The organism is Inquilinus sp. Marseille-Q2685, from assembly GCF_916619195.1.
Lineage (GTDB): Bacteria > Pseudomonadota > Alphaproteobacteria > DSM-16000 > Inquilinaceae > Inquilinus.
On the sequence record NZ_CAKAKL010000001.1, the window covers coordinates 1,636,790 to 1,652,242 of the forward strand.

Sequence of the window (15,453 nt, forward strand, 5' to 3'; positions counted from 1 at the left end):
CTGATGCCTCGCTTTCCCCGCCTCGCCGCCGCCCTCGGCCTGATCCTGGCGCTGGCCGCCTGCAGCCGCGACATCCCGCGCTTCGTCCCGCCGGCGGAGCGCCAGGCGCCGGCGGCCGAAGCGCCATGGACGCCGGGCGCGGTCCTGGCCATCGCCTATCACGATGTCGAGGATTCCGATCCGGACCAGACCTATCTCAGCGTCCGCACCGACCACCTGGTGCAGCAGCTGGCCTGGCTGCGCGAGAACGGCTACCGCGCCGTCTCGGTCGACGACCTGCTGGCCGCCAAGGCCGGCCGCAAGCCGCTGCCGGAGCGGGCGGTGCTGCTCAGCTTCGACGACGGCTACGCCAGCTTCTACGACCGGGTCTTCCCGATCCTGAAGGCCTATGGCTGGCCCGCGGTGTATGCGCCGGTCGGGTCCTGGATCGACACGCCGGCCGGAAAGCCGGTCGATTTCGGCGGCACGGCGACGCCGCGCGGCCGCTTCGCCAGCTGGGCGCAGATCCGCGAGATGTCGCAGTCCGGACTGGTCGAGATCGCGGCACACAGCCAGGACCTGCACCGCGGCATCCCCGCCAATCCGCAGGGCAACACCCAGCCCGCAGCCTCGACCCGCCGCTTCGACGCCGCGACCGGACGCTACGAGAGCGACCCGGCCTATGAGGCGCGGATCGCCGGCGATGTCGAGCGGGTCGGCGCCCGGATCCGGCAGGCGACTGGCAGGGCGCCGCGGGTCTGGGTATGGCCGTACGGCGCTGCCGGCGGCACGGCGCTGCGCATCCTCGGCGACCATGGCTACGAGGCCGCTCTCACCCTTGACGACGGCGTCGGCACGGTCGACGGCCTGATGAACTCGCCCCGGCTGCTGGTGGCGGGCGATCCCCGGCTCGTCGGCTTCGCCAACAGCGTGGTCGGGCGCGAGAGCCGCCCGGGGATGCGGGTGATGCATGTCGACCTCGACTATGTCTACGACCCGGACCCGGCCCAGACCGACCGCAATCTCGGCGAACTGGTGCAGCGGGTCGCCGACATGAAGATCACCACGGTCTTCCTGCAGGCCTTCTCCGACCCGGAGGCCGACGGGCTGGTCCGCTCGGTCTATTTCCCCAACCGCGTGCTGCCGGTCCGGGCCGACCTGTTCAACCGCGTCGCCTGGCAGCTGCGCAACCGGGCCAAGGTGCAGGTCTATGCCTGGATGCCGGTGCTGAGCTTCGACCTCGACCCCGCCCTGCCGCGGGTCGAGCGCTGGGATCCGGCGACCGGCCGCGCCGCCGTCGACCCGGCGCAGTACCGCCGGCTGTCGCCCTTCGACGCCGAGGCGCGGCGGCGGATCGGCATGATCTACGAGGACCTGGCGCGACAGGCGGGGTTCGACGGCATCCTGTTCCACGACGACGCCGTCCTGTCCGATTTCGAGGATGCCGGGCCGGCGGCGCTGGCCGCGTACCGCGCCGCCGGCCTGCCGGACACGGTCGCGGCGCTGCGCGCCGACCCGGAGACCCTGCGGCGCTGGACCCGGTTCAAGAGCCAGGCGTTGACCGACTTCACCCTGGAGCTGGCGGCGCGGGTCCGCGCGATCCGCGGTCCGAGCGTCAAGACCGCCCGCAACATCTTCGCCGGCCCGGTGCTGGAGCCGGAGAGCGAGGCCTGGTTCGCCCAGAACCTGGACGATTTCCTGGCCAGCTACGACTGGACGGCACCGATGGCGATGCCGCTGATGGAGAAGGTCCCACCCGGCGAGGCGGGGGCCTGGCTGGACAGGCTGGTCGACGCGGTGGCGGCCCGGCCCGGCGCCCTGGACCGGACCGTGTTCGAGCTGCAGGCCGTCGACTGGCGCGCCAGCCGGGACGAGCGGCGCTTCGTCGATGCTGCGGTACTGGCGGACTGGATGCGGCGCCTGCAGCGCCGGGGCGCCCGCAGCTTCGGCTACTACCCGGACGACTTCGCCGCCGGCAAGCCGAACCTGCCGACGATCCGGCCGGCCTTCTCCAGCGAATGGTTCCCATTCAGATGATCGACCGCCTGCTCGCGCTCTTCGTGCTGGCGGTGGTGGTCGGCGGGCCGCTCGGCTTCGCCCTGGTCACCGCCGGCGACGTGCTGCTGAACTTCGTCTTCTTCTACCCCCTGTTCATGTCGGGGATCTGGATGACCGGCGGCCTGTACTTCTGGTGGCATTGGGAGCGGCACTGGCCGAGCCACGAGATCGCGCCGGAGCTGCCGGGCACGCCGCTGATCTCGATCATCGTGCCCTGCTTCAACGAGGGCGCGAATGCGGAGGAGACGATCCTGGCCGCGCTCGGACAGGCCTATCCGGCGATCGAGGTGATCGCCGTCAACGACGGCTCGTCGGACGACACGGGCGCCGTCCTCGATGCGCTGGCGGCGCGGCACGACCGGCTGCGCGTGATCCATCTCGCCCACAACCAGGGCAAGGCGATGGCGCTGCGCATGGGGGCGCTGGCGGCGCGCAGCGACTATCTCGTCTGCATCGACGGCGACGCGCTGCTGCACCCGAACGCCGCCGCCTATCTGGTGGCGCCGATGCTGACCCTGCCGCGGGTCGGCGCGGTCACCGGCAATCCGCGGATCCGCACCCGGTCGACCCTGCTGGGTCGGGTCCAGGTCGGCGAGTTCTCCTCGATCATCGGGCTGATCAAGCGGTCGCAGCGCGTCTACGGGCGGATCTTCACCGTCTCGGGCGTGGTCGCCGCCTTCCGGCGCAGCGCCCTGCACCGCGTCGGCTACTGGAGCCTCGACATGGTCACCGAGGACATCGACATCAGCTGGAAGCTGCAGCGCGACCACTGGGCCGTTTTCTACGAGCCGCGAGCGCTGTGCTGGATCCTGATGCCGGAGACCCTGGCCGGGCTGTGGAAGCAGCGGCTGCGCTGGGCCAAGGGCGGGGCCGAGGTGTTCCTGAAGAACCTGCCGACGATCTGGGGCTGGCGCCAGCGCCGGATGTGGCCGCTGGTGGTCGAGTTCTGCCTCTCCTCCGGCTGGGCCTTCGCCTATGGCCTGTCGATCCTGTTCTGGGCGGCCGGCCTGTTCGTCACCCTGCCACCGGGCATCCATGTCGAGACGCTGGTGCCGCCGGAATTCACCGGCATGGTCCTGGCCCTCACCTGCATTGTCCAGTTCACCCTCGCGATCCTGATCGAGCGCCGCTACGAGACGGGGCTGCTCCGCGCGCTGGGCTGGATCGTCTGGTATCCGCTGGCCTACTGGATGCTCAGCCTCTTCACCACCCTGGTCGCCCTGCCCAAGGTCGCGATCGGCCGCCGCCGCCGCGCCCGCTGGACCAGTCCGGACCGCGGCCTCCGCCCCCTGCCCCCGCCATGATCATCGACGTCCGCCACCAGCGGTCCCTGCCCGCCCGGCTGCTCGACCTGCTGCTCACCGCCCTCGCCTGGGCCGCCTTCATCACCATCTTCCTGCGCGGCGCCGACGCGCTGTTCGACGGCTCGCACCAGGGGCCGCGGCCCTGGCTGCCGGAGGCGCTGCGCACCCTCGGCACCCTGACGGTCTATCTGATCATCGCCGCGGTCAACGCCGCCATCCTGCTCGGCTGGGCCTTCTACAACCAGTGGCGGTTCCGCGGCCGCGACCGCCGGCGCGCCGCCCCGTCCCTGAGCGACGCGCAGATGGCCCCGCCCTTCGCCGTGCCCGCCGGTCTTCTGGGCCGGATGCGGGCGGGCCGCCGGCTGGTGATCCACCACGACGCCGCAGGCACGATCACCGCGGTCGACGACCGTCCGGCCCTCAAGGTCGTGCCGCTGGAGCGGGAAACCACCTCGTTTCAGTGAAGAATTGCTTTGACCGTTTGGTCAGCTTTTCCACATTCTCCGTTCATGGCCTCGGCGCCCTGGCCCTCGCGGCGCTGGCGCCCCATGCGCATGGCAGATATGTTCTGACACTCGGTTCGACAGGGAGCGTCTTCCAACAATGAAAAAGCTTCTCTCCGCCCTCGCCCTCTCCACGGCGCTCGTGGCCGGGGCTGCCTTCGCCGACGAGGTGAAGCCGGCAGTGGTCTTCGACATGGGCGGCAAGTTCGACCGCTCCTTCAACGAAGGCATCTACAACGGTTCGAAGAAGTGGTCCGACGAGACCGGCATCAAGATCGCCGAGTTCGAGGTCACCAACGAATCCCAGCGCGAGCAGGCGCTGCGCCGCATGGCCGAGAACGGCGCCAACGTCGTCATCGCCGTCGGCTTCGCCCAGGCCCCGGCGCTGGAGATCGTGGCCGACGAGTTCCCGGACACCAAGTTCGCGATCATCGACGCGGTGGTCGAGAAGCCGAACGTGCAGTCGATCGTGTTCAAGGAGCAGGAAGGCTCCTTCCTGGTCGGCGTGCTGGCGGCCCTGGCCTCGAAGACCGGCACGGTCGGCTTCGTCGGCGGCATGGACATCCCGCTGATCCGCGCCTTCGGCTGCGGCTACGTCCAGGGCGTGCGCTATGCCAATTCCAGCGCCAAGGTGCTGGAGAACATGACCGGCACCACCCCGGCCGCCTGGAACGACCCGACCAAGGGCGGCGAGCTGGCGCGCAGTCAGTTCGACCGCGGCGCCGATGTGGTCTATGCCGCGGCGGGCGCCACCGGCCTCGGCGTGCTGCAGGCCGCGGCCGACGCCAAGAAGCTGTCGATCGGCGTCGACAGCAACCAGAACCACCTTCATCCCGGCTCGGTCCTGACCTCGATGCTGAAGCGCGTCGACGTCGCCGCCTACGACGTGTTCAAGAGCGCGCAGGACGGCAGCTGGAAGCCGGGCGTCAAGGTGCTCGGCCTCAAGGAGGACGGCGTGGGCTGGGCGCTGGACGACAACAACGCCAAGCTGATCACGCCGGAGATGAAGACCAAGGTCGACGCGGCGGCCAAGGGCATCATCGACGGTTCGATCCAGGTGGTGGACTACCGCACCAACAACTCCTGCCCACAGTGACGGCGGCGTCCGATCCGCAATGGACAATGATGGCGTGACCCGCGCCGCGACGGTCGGCGGCGCCCCCACGGGGGCGCCGTCGGCCATCGAGCTGCGCGGCATCAACAAGAGCTTCGGCCCGGTCAAGGCCAACCAGGACGTGTCGCTGACGATCGCCCCCGGCACGATCCATGGCATCATCGGCGAGAACGGCGCCGGCAAGTCGACCCTGATGTCGATCCTGTACGGCTTCTACGAGGCCGACAGCGGCGAGATCCTGGTCGACGGCCAGCCGCGGCGCATCACCTCCTCCAGCGACGCGATCGCCGCCGGCATCGGCATGGTGCACCAGCACTTCATGCTGGTGGAGCCGTTCACGGTGCTGGAGAACGTGATCCTCGGCGCCGAGGGCGGCGCGCTGCTGGCCGGCGGCAAGGCCCGGGCGCGGGCCGAGCTGCAGCGGCTGGAACGCGAATACAGCCTGGAGGTGCCGGTCGACGCCGTGGTCGGCGACCTGCCGGTCGGGCTGCAGCAGCGGGTCGAGATCCTGAAGGCGCTGTACCGCGGCGCCGACATCCTGATCCTGGACGAGCCGACCGGCGTGCTGACGCCGCAGGAGGCCGACCACCTGTTCCGCATCCTCGCGGCGCTGCGGGCCCAGGGCAAGACGGTGATCCTGATCACCCACAAGCTGCGCGAGATCATGGCGATCACCGATGCGGTGACGGTGATGCGGCAGGGCCGCGTCGTCGCCAATGTCGCGACCCGGGAGACCAGCCGCGAGCAGCTGGCCGAGCTGATGGTCGGCCGCAAGGTGCTGCTGCGCGTCGACAAGACCCCGGCCAGGCCGGGCGAGACCCTGATGGAGGTGCGCGGCCTCGACGTCGTCGACGGCCAGGGCGTGCGCCGGGTCAAGGACGTGTCCTTCGCGCTCCGGGCCGGCGAGATCGTCGGCATCGCCGGCGTGTCCGGCAACGGCCAGTCGGAGCTGCTGGCCGCCCTCGCCGGCATGGTCCGACCGGCCAAGGGCGACATCGCGGTCGGCGGCACCGCCCTGTCGTCGCTGCCCCATGTCGATGCCGGGACGCTGCGCCGGCTGGGCGTCGGCCATGTGCCGGAGGACCGCCACCGCGAGGGGCTGGTCACCGCCTTCAGCGCCGCCGAATGCTCGATCCTCGGCCACCATGCCGACCCCGCCTATAACGGCGCGGTGATGACCGACGGCCGCAAGGTGGTGGCGCATTGCGAGCGGCTGATGCAGGACTACGACGTCCGGCCGCCGAACCCGCATCTCAAGGCCGCCAACTTCTCCGGCGGCAACCAGCAGAAGATCATCGTCGGCCGCGAGGTCGAGCGCGACCCCAAGGTGCTGCTGGTCGGCCAGCCGACCCGCGGCGTCGACATCGGCGCGATCGAGGCGATCCATCGCCGCCTGGTGGCGCTGCGCGACAGCGGCAAGGCGATCCTGCTGGTGTCGGTCGAGCTGGACGAGATCCGCTCCCTGGCCGACCGCATCCTCGTCATGTTCGACGGCATGATCGTCGGCGAGGTCGCGGCCGACGGCGCCACCGAGCAGTCGCTGGGCCTGATGATGGCCGGCGTCCAGCAGGAGGCGGCGGAATGAGCGCGTTCGGCCGTCCGGCCGACGTGCCGCGCTGGGTGTCGATCGGGCTGATCCCGGCGGTCAACCTGGTCCTGGCCTTCATCGCCGCCGGGCTGGTGGTGCTGGTGATCTATTGGGGCCAGTACGCAGATGGCACGCTGCCGGGGGCAGAGTATTTCTACACCCCGGTGCGCGCGGCGGGCCTTCTGCTGAAGGGCGCCTTCGGCAGCTTCCCGAACTGGAGCTACACGCTCTACTACACCACCAACTTCATCTTCGCCGGCCTGGCGGTGGCGGTCGCCTTCCATGCCGGCCTGTTCAACATCGGCGCCGAGGGCCAGGCCTATGTCGCCGGGCTGGGCGTCGGCCTCGTCTGCCTCTATCTCGACTTCCTGCCCTTCATCCTGGTGCTGCCGCTGGCGATCGTCGCTGCGGCGCTGTTCGGCGCCGCCTGGGCCTTCATCCCGGCCTATCTGCAGGCGAAGCGGGGCAGCCACATCGTCATCACGACGATCATGTTCAACTTCATCGCCTCGTCGCTGATGGTCTATCTGATGGTCCATGTGCTGATCGCGCCGGGCCAGCAGTCGCCGGAAAGCCGGGCCTTCGCCGCCGGCACCGTGCTGCCGACCATCAGCGAGGTCCTGGCCTGGTTCGGCATCCGGATGCGGCGGCTGCCGCTGAACCTGTCCTTCCTGTGGGCGCTGGCCTGCTGTGTCTTCGTCTGGATCTTCGTGTGGCGCACCCGCTGGGGCTATGCGCTGCGGACGGTCGGGTTGAACCCGCGCGCGGCGGTCTATGGCGGCATCTCGGTCGCGGGCATCATCATCCTGGCGATGTGCATCTCCGGCGCCCTGTCCGGCTTCATCGCGCTGAACGAGATCATGGGCGTGCAGCGCCGTATCCTGCTGAACTTCGTCGCCGGGGCCGGCTTCGTCGGCATCGCCGTGTCGCTGATGGGCCGCAATCATCCCTTCGGCATCATCTTCGCGGCGCTGCTGTTCGGCGCCCTCTACCAGGGCGGGACGGAGCTGAACTTCGACATGCCGGAGATCACGCGCGAGATGGTGGTGGTGATCCAGGGGCTGGTGATCCTGTTCGCCGGCGCGCTGGAGAACCTGTTCCGGCCGCGGATCGAGGCCCTGTTCCGGCGCCGCGGGCCGGCGCTGCAGGCGGCGAAGGGGACGACGTCATGACCCTGCTCGACGTCATCGCCCTGCTCGACGCCACCATCCGCACCTCGACGCCGCTGGTGCTGGCGGCGCTGGCCGGCCTGTTCGCCGAGCGCGCCGGGCTGGTCGATATCGGGCTCGAGGGCAAGATGCTGGCCGCGGCCTTCGCCTCCGCCGCCACCGCTGCCGCCACCGGCTCGGCCTGGGCCGGGCTGGGCATGGGCGTGGTGGTGTCGGTCGTGCTGGCGCTGCTGCACGGCTACGCCTCGATCACCCACCGCGGCAACCAGGTGGTCTCCGGCCTCGCCATCAACATCCTGGCCTCGGGCCTGACGGTCACGCTCGGCATCGCCTGGTACCAGCGCGGCGGCCAGACCCCGCCGCTGGAGGGCGACGCCCGGTTCCAGCAGATCGCGCTGCCGCTGGCCGACACGCTGCGCGAGGTGCCGGTGATCGGGCCGATCTGGTCCGAGCTGGTCTCCGGCCATTCGGTGCTGGTCTACGCCGCCTTCCTGGCGGTGCCGCTGGTGGCCTGGATCGTCTACCGCACCCGCTTCGGCCTGCGGCTGCGCGCGGTGGGCGAGAACCCCGCGGCGGTCGACACCGCCGGCATCTCGGTGACGGCGCTGCGCTACCAGGCGATGGTGCTGACCGGCATCCTCTGCGGCCTCGCCGGCACCTATCTGTCGGTGGCGCAGAACGCCTCCTTCGGCCGCGACATGACCGCCGGCAAGGGCTATCTCGCCCTCGCCGCGCTGATCTTCGCCAAATGGAAGCCCTGGCCGGTGATGCTGACCTGCCTGCTGTTCGGCCTGCTCGACGCGCTGGAGGCGCGGCTGCAGGGCACCGTCATCCCGGGCTTCGGCGAGGTGCCGGTCCAGCTCATCCAGGCGCTGCCCTATATCCTGACGGTGGTCCTGCTGGCCGGCTTCATCGGCCGGGCGACGGCGCCCAAGGCCAGCGGCGTGCCCTATGTCGAGGAACGGTAAGTCATGACCGATCCCGGCTTCGAGGCGCTGTTCCGGGCCGCGAACGCGGCCCGTGCGCATGCCCATGTGCCCTATTCGCATTTCCCGGTCGGCGCCGCGATCCGCACGCCGGACGGCCGCATCCATGCCGGCTGCAACGTCGAGAACGCCGCCTATCCGCAGAGCCAATGCGCCGAGGCGACGGCGATCGGCGTCATGGTCGCGGCCGGCGACACGGCGATTGAGGAGATCGTGGTGATCGGCGGCGAGGCCGGCGACACCCTCTTGTGCACGCCCTGCGGCGGCTGCCGGCAGCGCATCCGGGAGTTCGCCCGGGGGCACACGAAGATCCATGTCTGCGGGCCGGAGGGGCTGCGCATGACCACGACGCTCGACGCCCTGCTGCCGCATTCCTTCGGGCCGGAGAACCTGCAGGACTGAGGCCTCAGAACGGCGCTGGCGTCCGTCCGCTTCCCGTCCTAGTAAGAACCAACCGTGTCCAAACGGATTCGCCCGAGGGTCGCCATGTCCGAGTTCGTCGTCGCGCCGGCCGGCAGAGGCTGACATGGCGCTGCTGCCGCAGGAGATCATCCGCCGCAAGCGCGACGGGGCCGTGCTCGGCGACGCCGAGATCGAGGCGATGGTGCGCGGCGCCGTGGACGCCAGCGTCACCGACGCCCAGATCGCCGCCTTCGCTATGGCGGTCTTCTTCCGCGGCATGACGATGCCGGAACGGGTGGCCTTCACCCGCGCCATGGCCCGGTCCGGCCGGGTGCTGGACTGGTCGGCCGCCAATCTTCCGGGCCCGGTACTGGACAAGCATTCGACCGGCGGCATCGGCGACAAGACCAGCCTGATCCTGGCCCCGATCGTCGCCGCCTGCGGCGGCTTCGTGCCGATGATCTCCGGCCGCGGCCTGGGCCACACCGGCGGCACGCTGGACAAGATGGATTCGATCCCGGGCTATGTCAGCCAGCCGGAGACCGAGGTGCTGGACCGGGTGGTGCGCTCGGCCGGCTGCGCCGTGGTCGGCGCCACCCGCGACATCGCCCCGGCGGACCGCCGAATCTACGCCATCCGCGACACCACCGGCACGGTGGAGTCGATCGACCTGATCACCGCCTCGATCCTGTCGAAGAAGATGGCCGCCGGGCTGGGCGGGCTGGTGATGGACGTCAAGTTCGGCACCGGCGCCTTCATGAGCGACATCGGCGATGCCCGCGCCCTGGCCCGGTCGATCGTCGACGTCGCCAATGGCGGCGGCCTGCCGACCGTCGCCCTGCTGACCGACATGAACCAGCCGCTGGGCCGCGCCGCCGGCAATGCCGTCGAGGTGCGCGAGGCGATCGACCTGCTGACCGGCGGCCCGAAGGACGCCCGGCTGTGGGAGGTGACGGCGCGGCTGACCGCGGAGCTGCTGGTGATCGGCGGCCTGGCCGCCGATGCCGAAGCGGCCCGGGCCAAGGTCGAGCATGCGCTCGCCAGCGGCGCCGCGGCGGAGCGCTTCGGCCGCATGGTCCGGGATCTGGGCGGCCCGACCGACATCCTGGAAAAGGCCGACGACCACCTGCCGGCGGCGCCGGTGGTTCGCCCGATCGCGGCGGAGCACGACGGCGTCGTCGCCGCGGTCGACGCCCGCGCGATCGGCGTCGCCATCGTCGCGCTGGGCGGCGGACGCACCCGGCCGGAGGACGGCGTCGACCACGCCGTCGGCCTGACCGAGATCGCCGCGATCGGCGAGGCCGTCGGGCCGAATGGCCGGCCTCTCGCGCTGCTGCACGCCCGCGACGAGGCCTCGGCCGCCGCGGCCGAGGCGGCGATCCGCGCCGCCGTGACCGTGGCCGATACCGCCCCGGCCCAGCCGGCGCTGGTGGCCGAGCGGATCGCCTGAGCATGGGCGCGCAGGCAGTCGCCGCGCCGCCGCAGGCGAAACAGTCGGCGGCACAGGGCATCGCCCTCTATGCCGGCGGCGTCTTCGTCCTGTGCGTCATGGACGCCATGATCAAATGGCTGTCGGCCGGCTATCCGATCGCCCAGATCGTGTTCTTCCGCGCCACCATCGGGCTGATCCCGACGCTGGTGATGCTGTACCGGCCGCCGGGGCTGCAGGCGCTGCGGACCCGGCGGGTCGGGGCGCATCTGCTGCGCGGTCTGGTCGGCGTCGTCGGCACCTTCGGCTTCTTCTGGGCCTTCGCGGTGATGCCGCTGGCCGACGCCTACGCCATCGGCTTCGCCGCGCCGATGTTCATCACCGCGATGTCGGTGCCGATCCTGGGCGAGAAGGTGGGGATGCGGCGCTGGCTGGCCGTGCTGGTCGGCTTCGCCGGGGTGCTGATCATGATCCGGCCGGGCGGCGAGGGCAGCAGCTTCGGCGGCGGCGCCGCCGTCGCCCTCCTGGCCACCGCCGCCTACGCCCTGTCGATGGTGCTGATGCGCCTGTACAGCCGCACCGAGACCAACGCCTCGATGATCTTCTATGCCACCATCGTCATCGTCGTCGTGGCCGGGGTGCAGATGCCGTTCGTCTGGGTGACGCCCACCTGGGAGGACGCCGGCCTGCTCGCCGTGCTCGGCCTGCTCGGCGGCATCGGCGCGATCATGATGGCCCAGGCCTATCGCGTGGCCACGCCGTCGATCGTGGTGCCGTTCGAATATACCGGCATGATCTGGGGTGTGGGCCTGGGCTTCATGCTGTGGGGCGACGTGCCCGATCTGTGGATCTGGGTCGGCTCGGCGGTCGTCATCGCCAGCGGCCTCTACATCCTGCACCGCGAGACACGCGCCAAGTCGCCGCCCGCGGGGGCGATCGACCCGGCCGGCGAAAGCGGGGTTCCGGCATCATGATAGAGGTTCGCTGATGCTGCCGAAGGCGGAGCTTCACCTGCATCTGGAGGGCGCGGCCGGCCCGGACCTGGTCCGCCGCCTGGCCGACCGGCACGGCATGGCCTTGCCGGCGGAGCTGTTCAACGCCAAGGGCGAGTTCGCCTGGACCACCTTCCTGCACTTCCTCAAGGTCTACGACCTCGCCAGCACGGTGATCAGAACCGAGCAGGATTATCGCGACGTTACCTACGAATACCTCAAGGCTTGCGCGGCCGAGGGTGCGATTTATGTCGAGCTGATGTCCTCGCCCGACCATGCCGCCGCGGCCGGCCTGTCCTATCAGGGCCATCTCGACGGCATCGTCCAGGGCATCGAGGATGCGCGGGCCGAGACCGGCATCGAATCCCGCATCATCGTCACCTGCGTCCGCCACCTGGGGGCGGAGCGCGGGGTCGAGGTCGCGAAGCTGGCGGCGAAGCACCCGCATCCGCTGGTCACCGGCTTCGGCATGGGCGGCGACGAGGCCGGCTTCCCGCCGCGGCTGTTCGCCCAGGCCTTCCGCATCGCCCATGACGAGGCCGGCCTGGCCTGCAACGTCCATGCCGGCGAGGCGGCGGGGCCGGAGAGCGTGTGGGCCGCGCTGCGCCTGCCGGTGACCCGCATCGGCCACGGCGTGCGCTCGATCGAGGACCCCACCCTGGTGCGCGAGCTGGCCGACCGCGGCACGGTGCTGGAGGTGTGCCCGACCAGCAACATCGCCACCAAGGTCTATCCGGACTATCGCGCCCATCCGCTGCGCAGGCTGATGGAAGCCGGGGTGAAGGTGACGCTGAACAGTGACGACCCGCCCTATTTCGCCACCACCATCGGCCATGAATACGCTGTGGCGGAGCGGCATTTCGGTCTCGACGAGGCCGCCCTGCGGCAGGTCACCCGCACCGCGCTGCAGGCCGCCTTCGTCGACGAACCCACCCGGGCCAGGCTTCTCGCCAGGCTCGAGTCCTGATCCCAACCCGAAGGAAGAAAGAGGATTCCATGACCATCAAGCGCATCGGCGTCGGCCCACGCATGAGCCAGGCGGTGATCCACGGCGACCGCGTGTTCCTGGCCGGCCAGGTCGCCGAGAACCCGATCCCGGACGTGACCGAGCAGACCCGCCAGATCCTGGCGACGATCGACGGCCTGCTGGCCGAGGCCGGCACCGACAAGACCAAGCTGCTGACCGCCAACATCTGGCTGGCCGACATCGCCGATTTCGCGGCGATGAACGCGGCCTGGGACAAGTGGGTCTCGCCCGGCAACACCCCGGCCCGCGCCACGGTCGAAAGCAAGCTGGCCGGCCCCGAATACCGGGTCGAGATCCAGGTCACCGCGGCGATCTGATCGCAACGGCCTTCAAAGGACCGTCATTGCGAGCGCAGCGAAGCAATCCAGGGCCATTTGGTGTGGCCCCTGGATTGCTCACATGAGGAGTGTATGGGTCAAGGGGGGGCGAGAGGTCTTTCGTTGTTGCTGGCGGCGATGGCGTGACCGATGGCGCGCGCAGATCAAGTCAAGGCCGGCCCGCAGGGGCGCCGCGAAGCGGCTTGGTCTTGACGTGATCGAGCGCGCCATCAAGCTGGTGCGGTCGGCAGCACCGGAGCGGAGGGCCGTGGCGATCCCTGGGTCGAGCCGGTGCGACGATCTGGGTTGCCGGCCAGATCAAACTCACATTCGGTCGTCGCGCGAGGCGACAGCACCACGCTTCCGCTTGCGGCGGGCAGGCTCGAGAGGACGAGACCAGTCTTCGTTGCGGCGATGAGCCATGCAATCCATCGGTTCGTCCACCCGGATCGGCCGAGGCTGATCGGGCCTCGGCGGAACGGCTGGGCGGCGGCCTGTGGTCAGGCCGTCTTGATCACCGCGCCCTCGATGACGACGCCGGCTGTGACGTACTTCCACAAGGCCACCAGAAGCTTGCGCGCCAGGGCGACGATGGCGCGCTTGCGGTCGCGCTGGCCACGGGCCTGGAACCAGCGTGCCAGGGCCGACTGCGGCTGGTGCCGCAGCCACAGCCAGGCGAGCTGGATCATCACGGTGCGCAGCCGCGGATTGCCGGCCTTCGACACACCCTGCTCATGCATGATGCTGCCGCTGCGCCACGGCGTCGCCGCCAGCCCCGCATAGGCGGCCACCTGGCGGCGATTGGCGAAGGATCGATAGAAGCCCTCCGACCAGAGAACCGCCGCAAAGGTGGCGCCGATCCCCCGCACTGCCGACAGCATCGCCACCGGCTCCGAGGCGGCCGTCTCACCGGCGCCGGTCTCGGCCAGCACGGCCTCCTGCTCGGCCTCGACCCTCTTGATCTGGTCGACCAGCAGCTCGAGCCGGTCCAACTCGCGGCTGATCTGCGCCGTCAAGTGCGGCGGCAGCGCCCGCCCGTCGGCCGTGTGCAAGGCCGCAAGCCGCTCCCGCCGGTCGCGCCGCTGCGGCGCGTAGTCGGTGATACCCTGCGCGAACAGAAGCCCCTTGATCCGGTTCACATGCGTGGTCCGCTCACAGATCAGCGTCTGGCGTTCGCGGCACAGCCGGCGCCGATCCTCCTCTTCCGGAGAGGGCGCCACCACCATGGCGCAGACCCGCGGCTCGCCGCGCTTGTAGGCCAGAAGCGCCCGCAGCAGCGCCTCGCCGTCGAGCCGGTCCGTCTTGGCCCGCCGGCGCCGACGCGGCGCCGCAATCGACGCCGGATCCACCACGTGGCTCTCGATCCCCTCCCGACACAGAACCCGGTGCAGCCAGAACCCGTCCAGCCCAGTCTCCTGAACGGTGATGATCGGATAGCTCCGGCCCGTCCGCATCGCCGCCTTGCGCCTGAACTCTGCAAACAGCGCCAGCAGCCCCGCGACATCGCCCGCCCCGACGCTGTGCTTGGACATCTTCTCCCCGCCGCCGGGCGACAGTGAGGTGATCAGCCAACTCGAACGGCTCAGTTCCAATGACACAAAAATTGCGCCAATCTGTGTCCGGATAGCGGCCTGTCCCTCGCAAGGTTGATCGAGCATCGGTCGTCTCCAGGGTGAGTGGGATAGCAACCTCAGCCTGGGCCGACTCCTGGCCGCTATCCACCCTCATGGAATCTTCGTCGGCTTCGCCTCCTCGCAATGACGGTTCTTTTGCAGCGCCCTCACTCGATCGCGGACAGAAACCGGTCCAGCCGCAGGCCGGCAGGCCAGGTCCAGACCGGCTGCGAGGCGCGGCCGAGGTCCCAGGACGCGACCACGACCTCGGCCTTGCCGACCAGGTCACCGACGGGCAGCAGGCCGACGCCACCCGCGCTGACCGGCAGACGGCTGTCGGCCGAGTTGTCGCGGTTGTCGCCCATGACGAAGAGATGGCCGGGCGGCACCGTCACCTCCGCCATCTCGTCCAGAGGACCGCGCGCATAGAGCTTGAAGATCGGGTGGCTGACGCCGCCCGGCAGGGTCTCGACCGCGCGGATGGCGATGGCGGTCGTGCCGTTGCCGCGCTCCACCCTGCCCTCGCCGTCCGGCCGCAGCCCCGCCGGCTCGCCGTTGATCCAGAGCCGCCCGTCGCGCATCGCGATGCGGTCGCCCGGCAGCCCGATCACCCGCTTGACCCAGGTCTGCGACGGGTCGCCGGGCCAGCGGAAGACGACGACGTCGCCGCGCGCCGGCAGCCGGCCCAGAACCCGGCCGCTCTCCGGCACGGTCAGGCCGAAGGGCAGCGACGCGGCGCTGTAGCCGTAGCTGAACTTCGCCGCCACCAGCTCGTCGCCGATCTGCAGCGTCGGCTCCATCGAGCCGGAGGGCACATAGAAGGGCTCGGCGATGGCGGTCTTGCCGGCGGCGATCACCAGCAGCAGCGCCGCCAGCTCGCCGGCGCCGCGCAGCCAGCGCCGGGCGCCTCCGTTCCTCGATGCCGTGTCGGCCGCCATGGCACACCTCCGATGCCGCGACCTTCGCGCCGCG

At 70.4% G+C, this 15,453-nt stretch carries 14 protein-coding genes; 12 read left to right on the forward strand and 2 right to left on the reverse strand.

Features of this window, described 5'->3' with window-relative positions:
• Window positions 1-3 precede the first annotated feature (3 nt).
• The 12 genes from pgaB (at window position 4) to LG391_RS07825 (ending at window position 12,868) form a co-directional block, all read left to right on the forward strand.
• Window positions 4-2,016: a poly-beta-1,6-N-acetyl-D-glucosamine N-deacetylase PgaB gene (gene pgaB, locus LG391_RS07770; protein WP_225767401.1), complete on the forward strand. Its 2,013-nt coding sequence runs from the start codon at window positions 4-6 to the stop codon at window positions 2,014-2,016.
• Window positions 2,013-3,341: a poly-beta-1,6-N-acetyl-D-glucosamine synthase gene (gene pgaC, locus LG391_RS07775; RefSeq protein WP_225767402.1), complete on the forward strand. Its 1,329-nt coding sequence runs from the start codon at window positions 2,013-2,015 to the stop codon at window positions 3,339-3,341. The genes pgaB and pgaC overlap by 4 nt, the downstream gene beginning before the upstream one ends.
• Complete coding sequence (gene pgaD / locus LG391_RS07780) at window positions 3,338-3,805, forward strand: poly-beta-1,6-N-acetyl-D-glucosamine biosynthesis protein PgaD (protein WP_225767403.1); 468 nt, start codon at window positions 3,338-3,340, stop codon at window positions 3,803-3,805. The genes pgaC and pgaD overlap by 4 nt, the downstream gene beginning before the upstream one ends.
• A 139-nt stretch (window positions 3,806-3,944) precedes the next feature.
• Window positions 3,945-4,940, forward strand: a complete 996-nt coding sequence (locus LG391_RS07785; protein WP_225767404.1) for a BMP family protein — start codon at window positions 3,945-3,947, stop codon at window positions 4,938-4,940.
• 34 nt (window positions 4,941-4,974) lie between these two features.
• The gene (locus tag LG391_RS07790; protein WP_225767405.1) at window positions 4,975-6,543 is read left to right on the forward strand and encodes an ABC transporter ATP-binding protein; all 1,569 of its coding nucleotides are present in this window, start codon (window positions 4,975-4,977) and stop codon (window positions 6,541-6,543) included.
• Entirely contained in the window at window positions 6,540-7,718 is a 1,179-nt protein-coding gene (locus tag LG391_RS07795; RefSeq protein ID WP_225767406.1) for an ABC transporter permease, read from the forward strand. The genes LG391_RS07790 and LG391_RS07795 overlap by 4 nt, the downstream gene beginning before the upstream one ends.
• On the forward strand, window positions 7,715-8,683 hold the full coding sequence (locus tag LG391_RS07800; RefSeq protein ID WP_225767407.1) for an ABC transporter permease: 969 nt from the start codon (window positions 7,715-7,717) through the stop codon (window positions 8,681-8,683). Before LG391_RS07795 ends, LG391_RS07800 begins: the two co-directional genes overlap by 4 nt.
• A gap of 3 nt (window positions 8,684-8,686) precedes the next feature.
• On the forward strand, window positions 8,687-9,103 hold the full coding sequence (locus LG391_RS07805; RefSeq protein ID WP_225767408.1) for a cytidine deaminase: 417 nt from the start codon (window positions 8,687-8,689) through the stop codon (window positions 9,101-9,103).
• Between the two features lie 124 nt (window positions 9,104-9,227).
• Window positions 9,228-10,553, forward strand: coding sequence for a thymidine phosphorylase (deoA, locus tag LG391_RS07810; protein ID WP_225767409.1), 1,326 nt, complete (start codon window positions 9,228-9,230; stop codon window positions 10,551-10,553).
• A gap of 2 nt (window positions 10,554-10,555) precedes the next feature.
• The gene (locus LG391_RS07815) at window positions 10,556-11,506 is read left to right on the forward strand and encodes a DMT family transporter (RefSeq protein WP_225767410.1); all 951 of its coding nucleotides are present in this window, start codon (window positions 10,556-10,558) and stop codon (window positions 11,504-11,506) included.
• A gap of 13 nt (window positions 11,507-11,519) precedes the next feature.
• Entirely contained in the window at window positions 11,520-12,491 is a 972-nt protein-coding gene (locus tag LG391_RS07820; protein ID WP_225767411.1) for an adenosine deaminase, read from the forward strand.
• 29 nt (window positions 12,492-12,520) lie between these two features.
• Window positions 12,521-12,868, forward strand: coding sequence for a RidA family protein (locus LG391_RS07825; RefSeq protein WP_225767412.1), 348 nt, complete (start codon window positions 12,521-12,523; stop codon window positions 12,866-12,868).
• 500 nt (window positions 12,869-13,368) lie between these two features.
• On the opposite strand, the gene LG391_RS07830 is transcribed toward LG391_RS07825, so the two are convergent.
• Both LG391_RS07830 and lepB read right to left on the reverse strand, forming a co-directional pair.
• On the reverse strand, window positions 13,369-14,526 hold the full coding sequence (locus tag LG391_RS07830) for an IS110 family transposase (protein WP_225767413.1): 1,158 nt from the start codon (window positions 14,524-14,526) through the stop codon (window positions 13,369-13,371).
• 122 nt (window positions 14,527-14,648) lie between these two features.
• Window positions 14,649-15,419, reverse strand: coding sequence for a signal peptidase I (gene lepB / locus LG391_RS07835; protein ID WP_225767414.1), 771 nt, complete (start codon window positions 15,417-15,419; stop codon window positions 14,649-14,651).
• Between the last annotated feature and the right edge of the window lie 34 nt (window positions 15,420-15,453).

Bases quoted from the DNA above. Each gene is read 5' to 3' on its own strand.
- pgaB (WP_225767401.1), top strand. From the start codon at position 4: ATGCCTCGCTTTCCCCGCCTCGCCGCCGCCCTCGGCCTGATCCTGGCG.
- pgaC (WP_225767402.1), top strand. From the start codon at position 2,013: ATGATCGACCGCCTGCTCGCGCTCTTCGTGCTGGCGGTGGTGGTCGGC.
- pgaD (WP_225767403.1), top strand. From the start codon at position 3,338: ATGATCATCGACGTCCGCCACCAGCGGTCCCTGCCCGCCCGGCTGCTC.
- LG391_RS07785 (WP_225767404.1), top strand. From the start codon at position 3,945: ATGAAAAAGCTTCTCTCCGCCCTCGCCCTCTCCACGGCGCTCGTGGCC.
- LG391_RS07795 (WP_225767406.1), top strand. From the start codon at position 6,540: ATGAGCGCGTTCGGCCGTCCGGCCGACGTGCCGCGCTGGGTGTCGATC.
- LG391_RS07800 (WP_225767407.1), top strand. From the start codon at position 7,715: ATGACCCTGCTCGACGTCATCGCCCTGCTCGACGCCACCATCCGCACC.
- LG391_RS07805 (WP_225767408.1), top strand. From the start codon at position 8,687: ATGACCGATCCCGGCTTCGAGGCGCTGTTCCGGGCCGCGAACGCGGCC.
- deoA (WP_225767409.1), top strand. From the start codon at position 9,228: ATGGCGCTGCTGCCGCAGGAGATCATCCGCCGCAAGCGCGACGGGGCC.
- LG391_RS07815 (WP_225767410.1), top strand. From the start codon at position 10,556: ATGGGCGCGCAGGCAGTCGCCGCGCCGCCGCAGGCGAAACAGTCGGCG.
- LG391_RS07820 (WP_225767411.1), top strand. From the start codon at position 11,520: ATGCTGCCGAAGGCGGAGCTTCACCTGCATCTGGAGGGCGCGGCCGGC.
- LG391_RS07825 (WP_225767412.1), top strand. From the start codon at position 12,521: ATGACCATCAAGCGCATCGGCGTCGGCCCACGCATGAGCCAGGCGGTG.
- LG391_RS07830 (WP_225767413.1), bottom strand. From the start codon at position 14,526: ATGCTCGATCAACCTTGCGAGGGACAGGCCGCTATCCGGACACAGATT.
- lepB (WP_225767414.1), bottom strand. From the start codon at position 15,419: ATGGCGGCCGACACGGCATCGAGGAACGGAGGCGCCCGGCGCTGGCTG.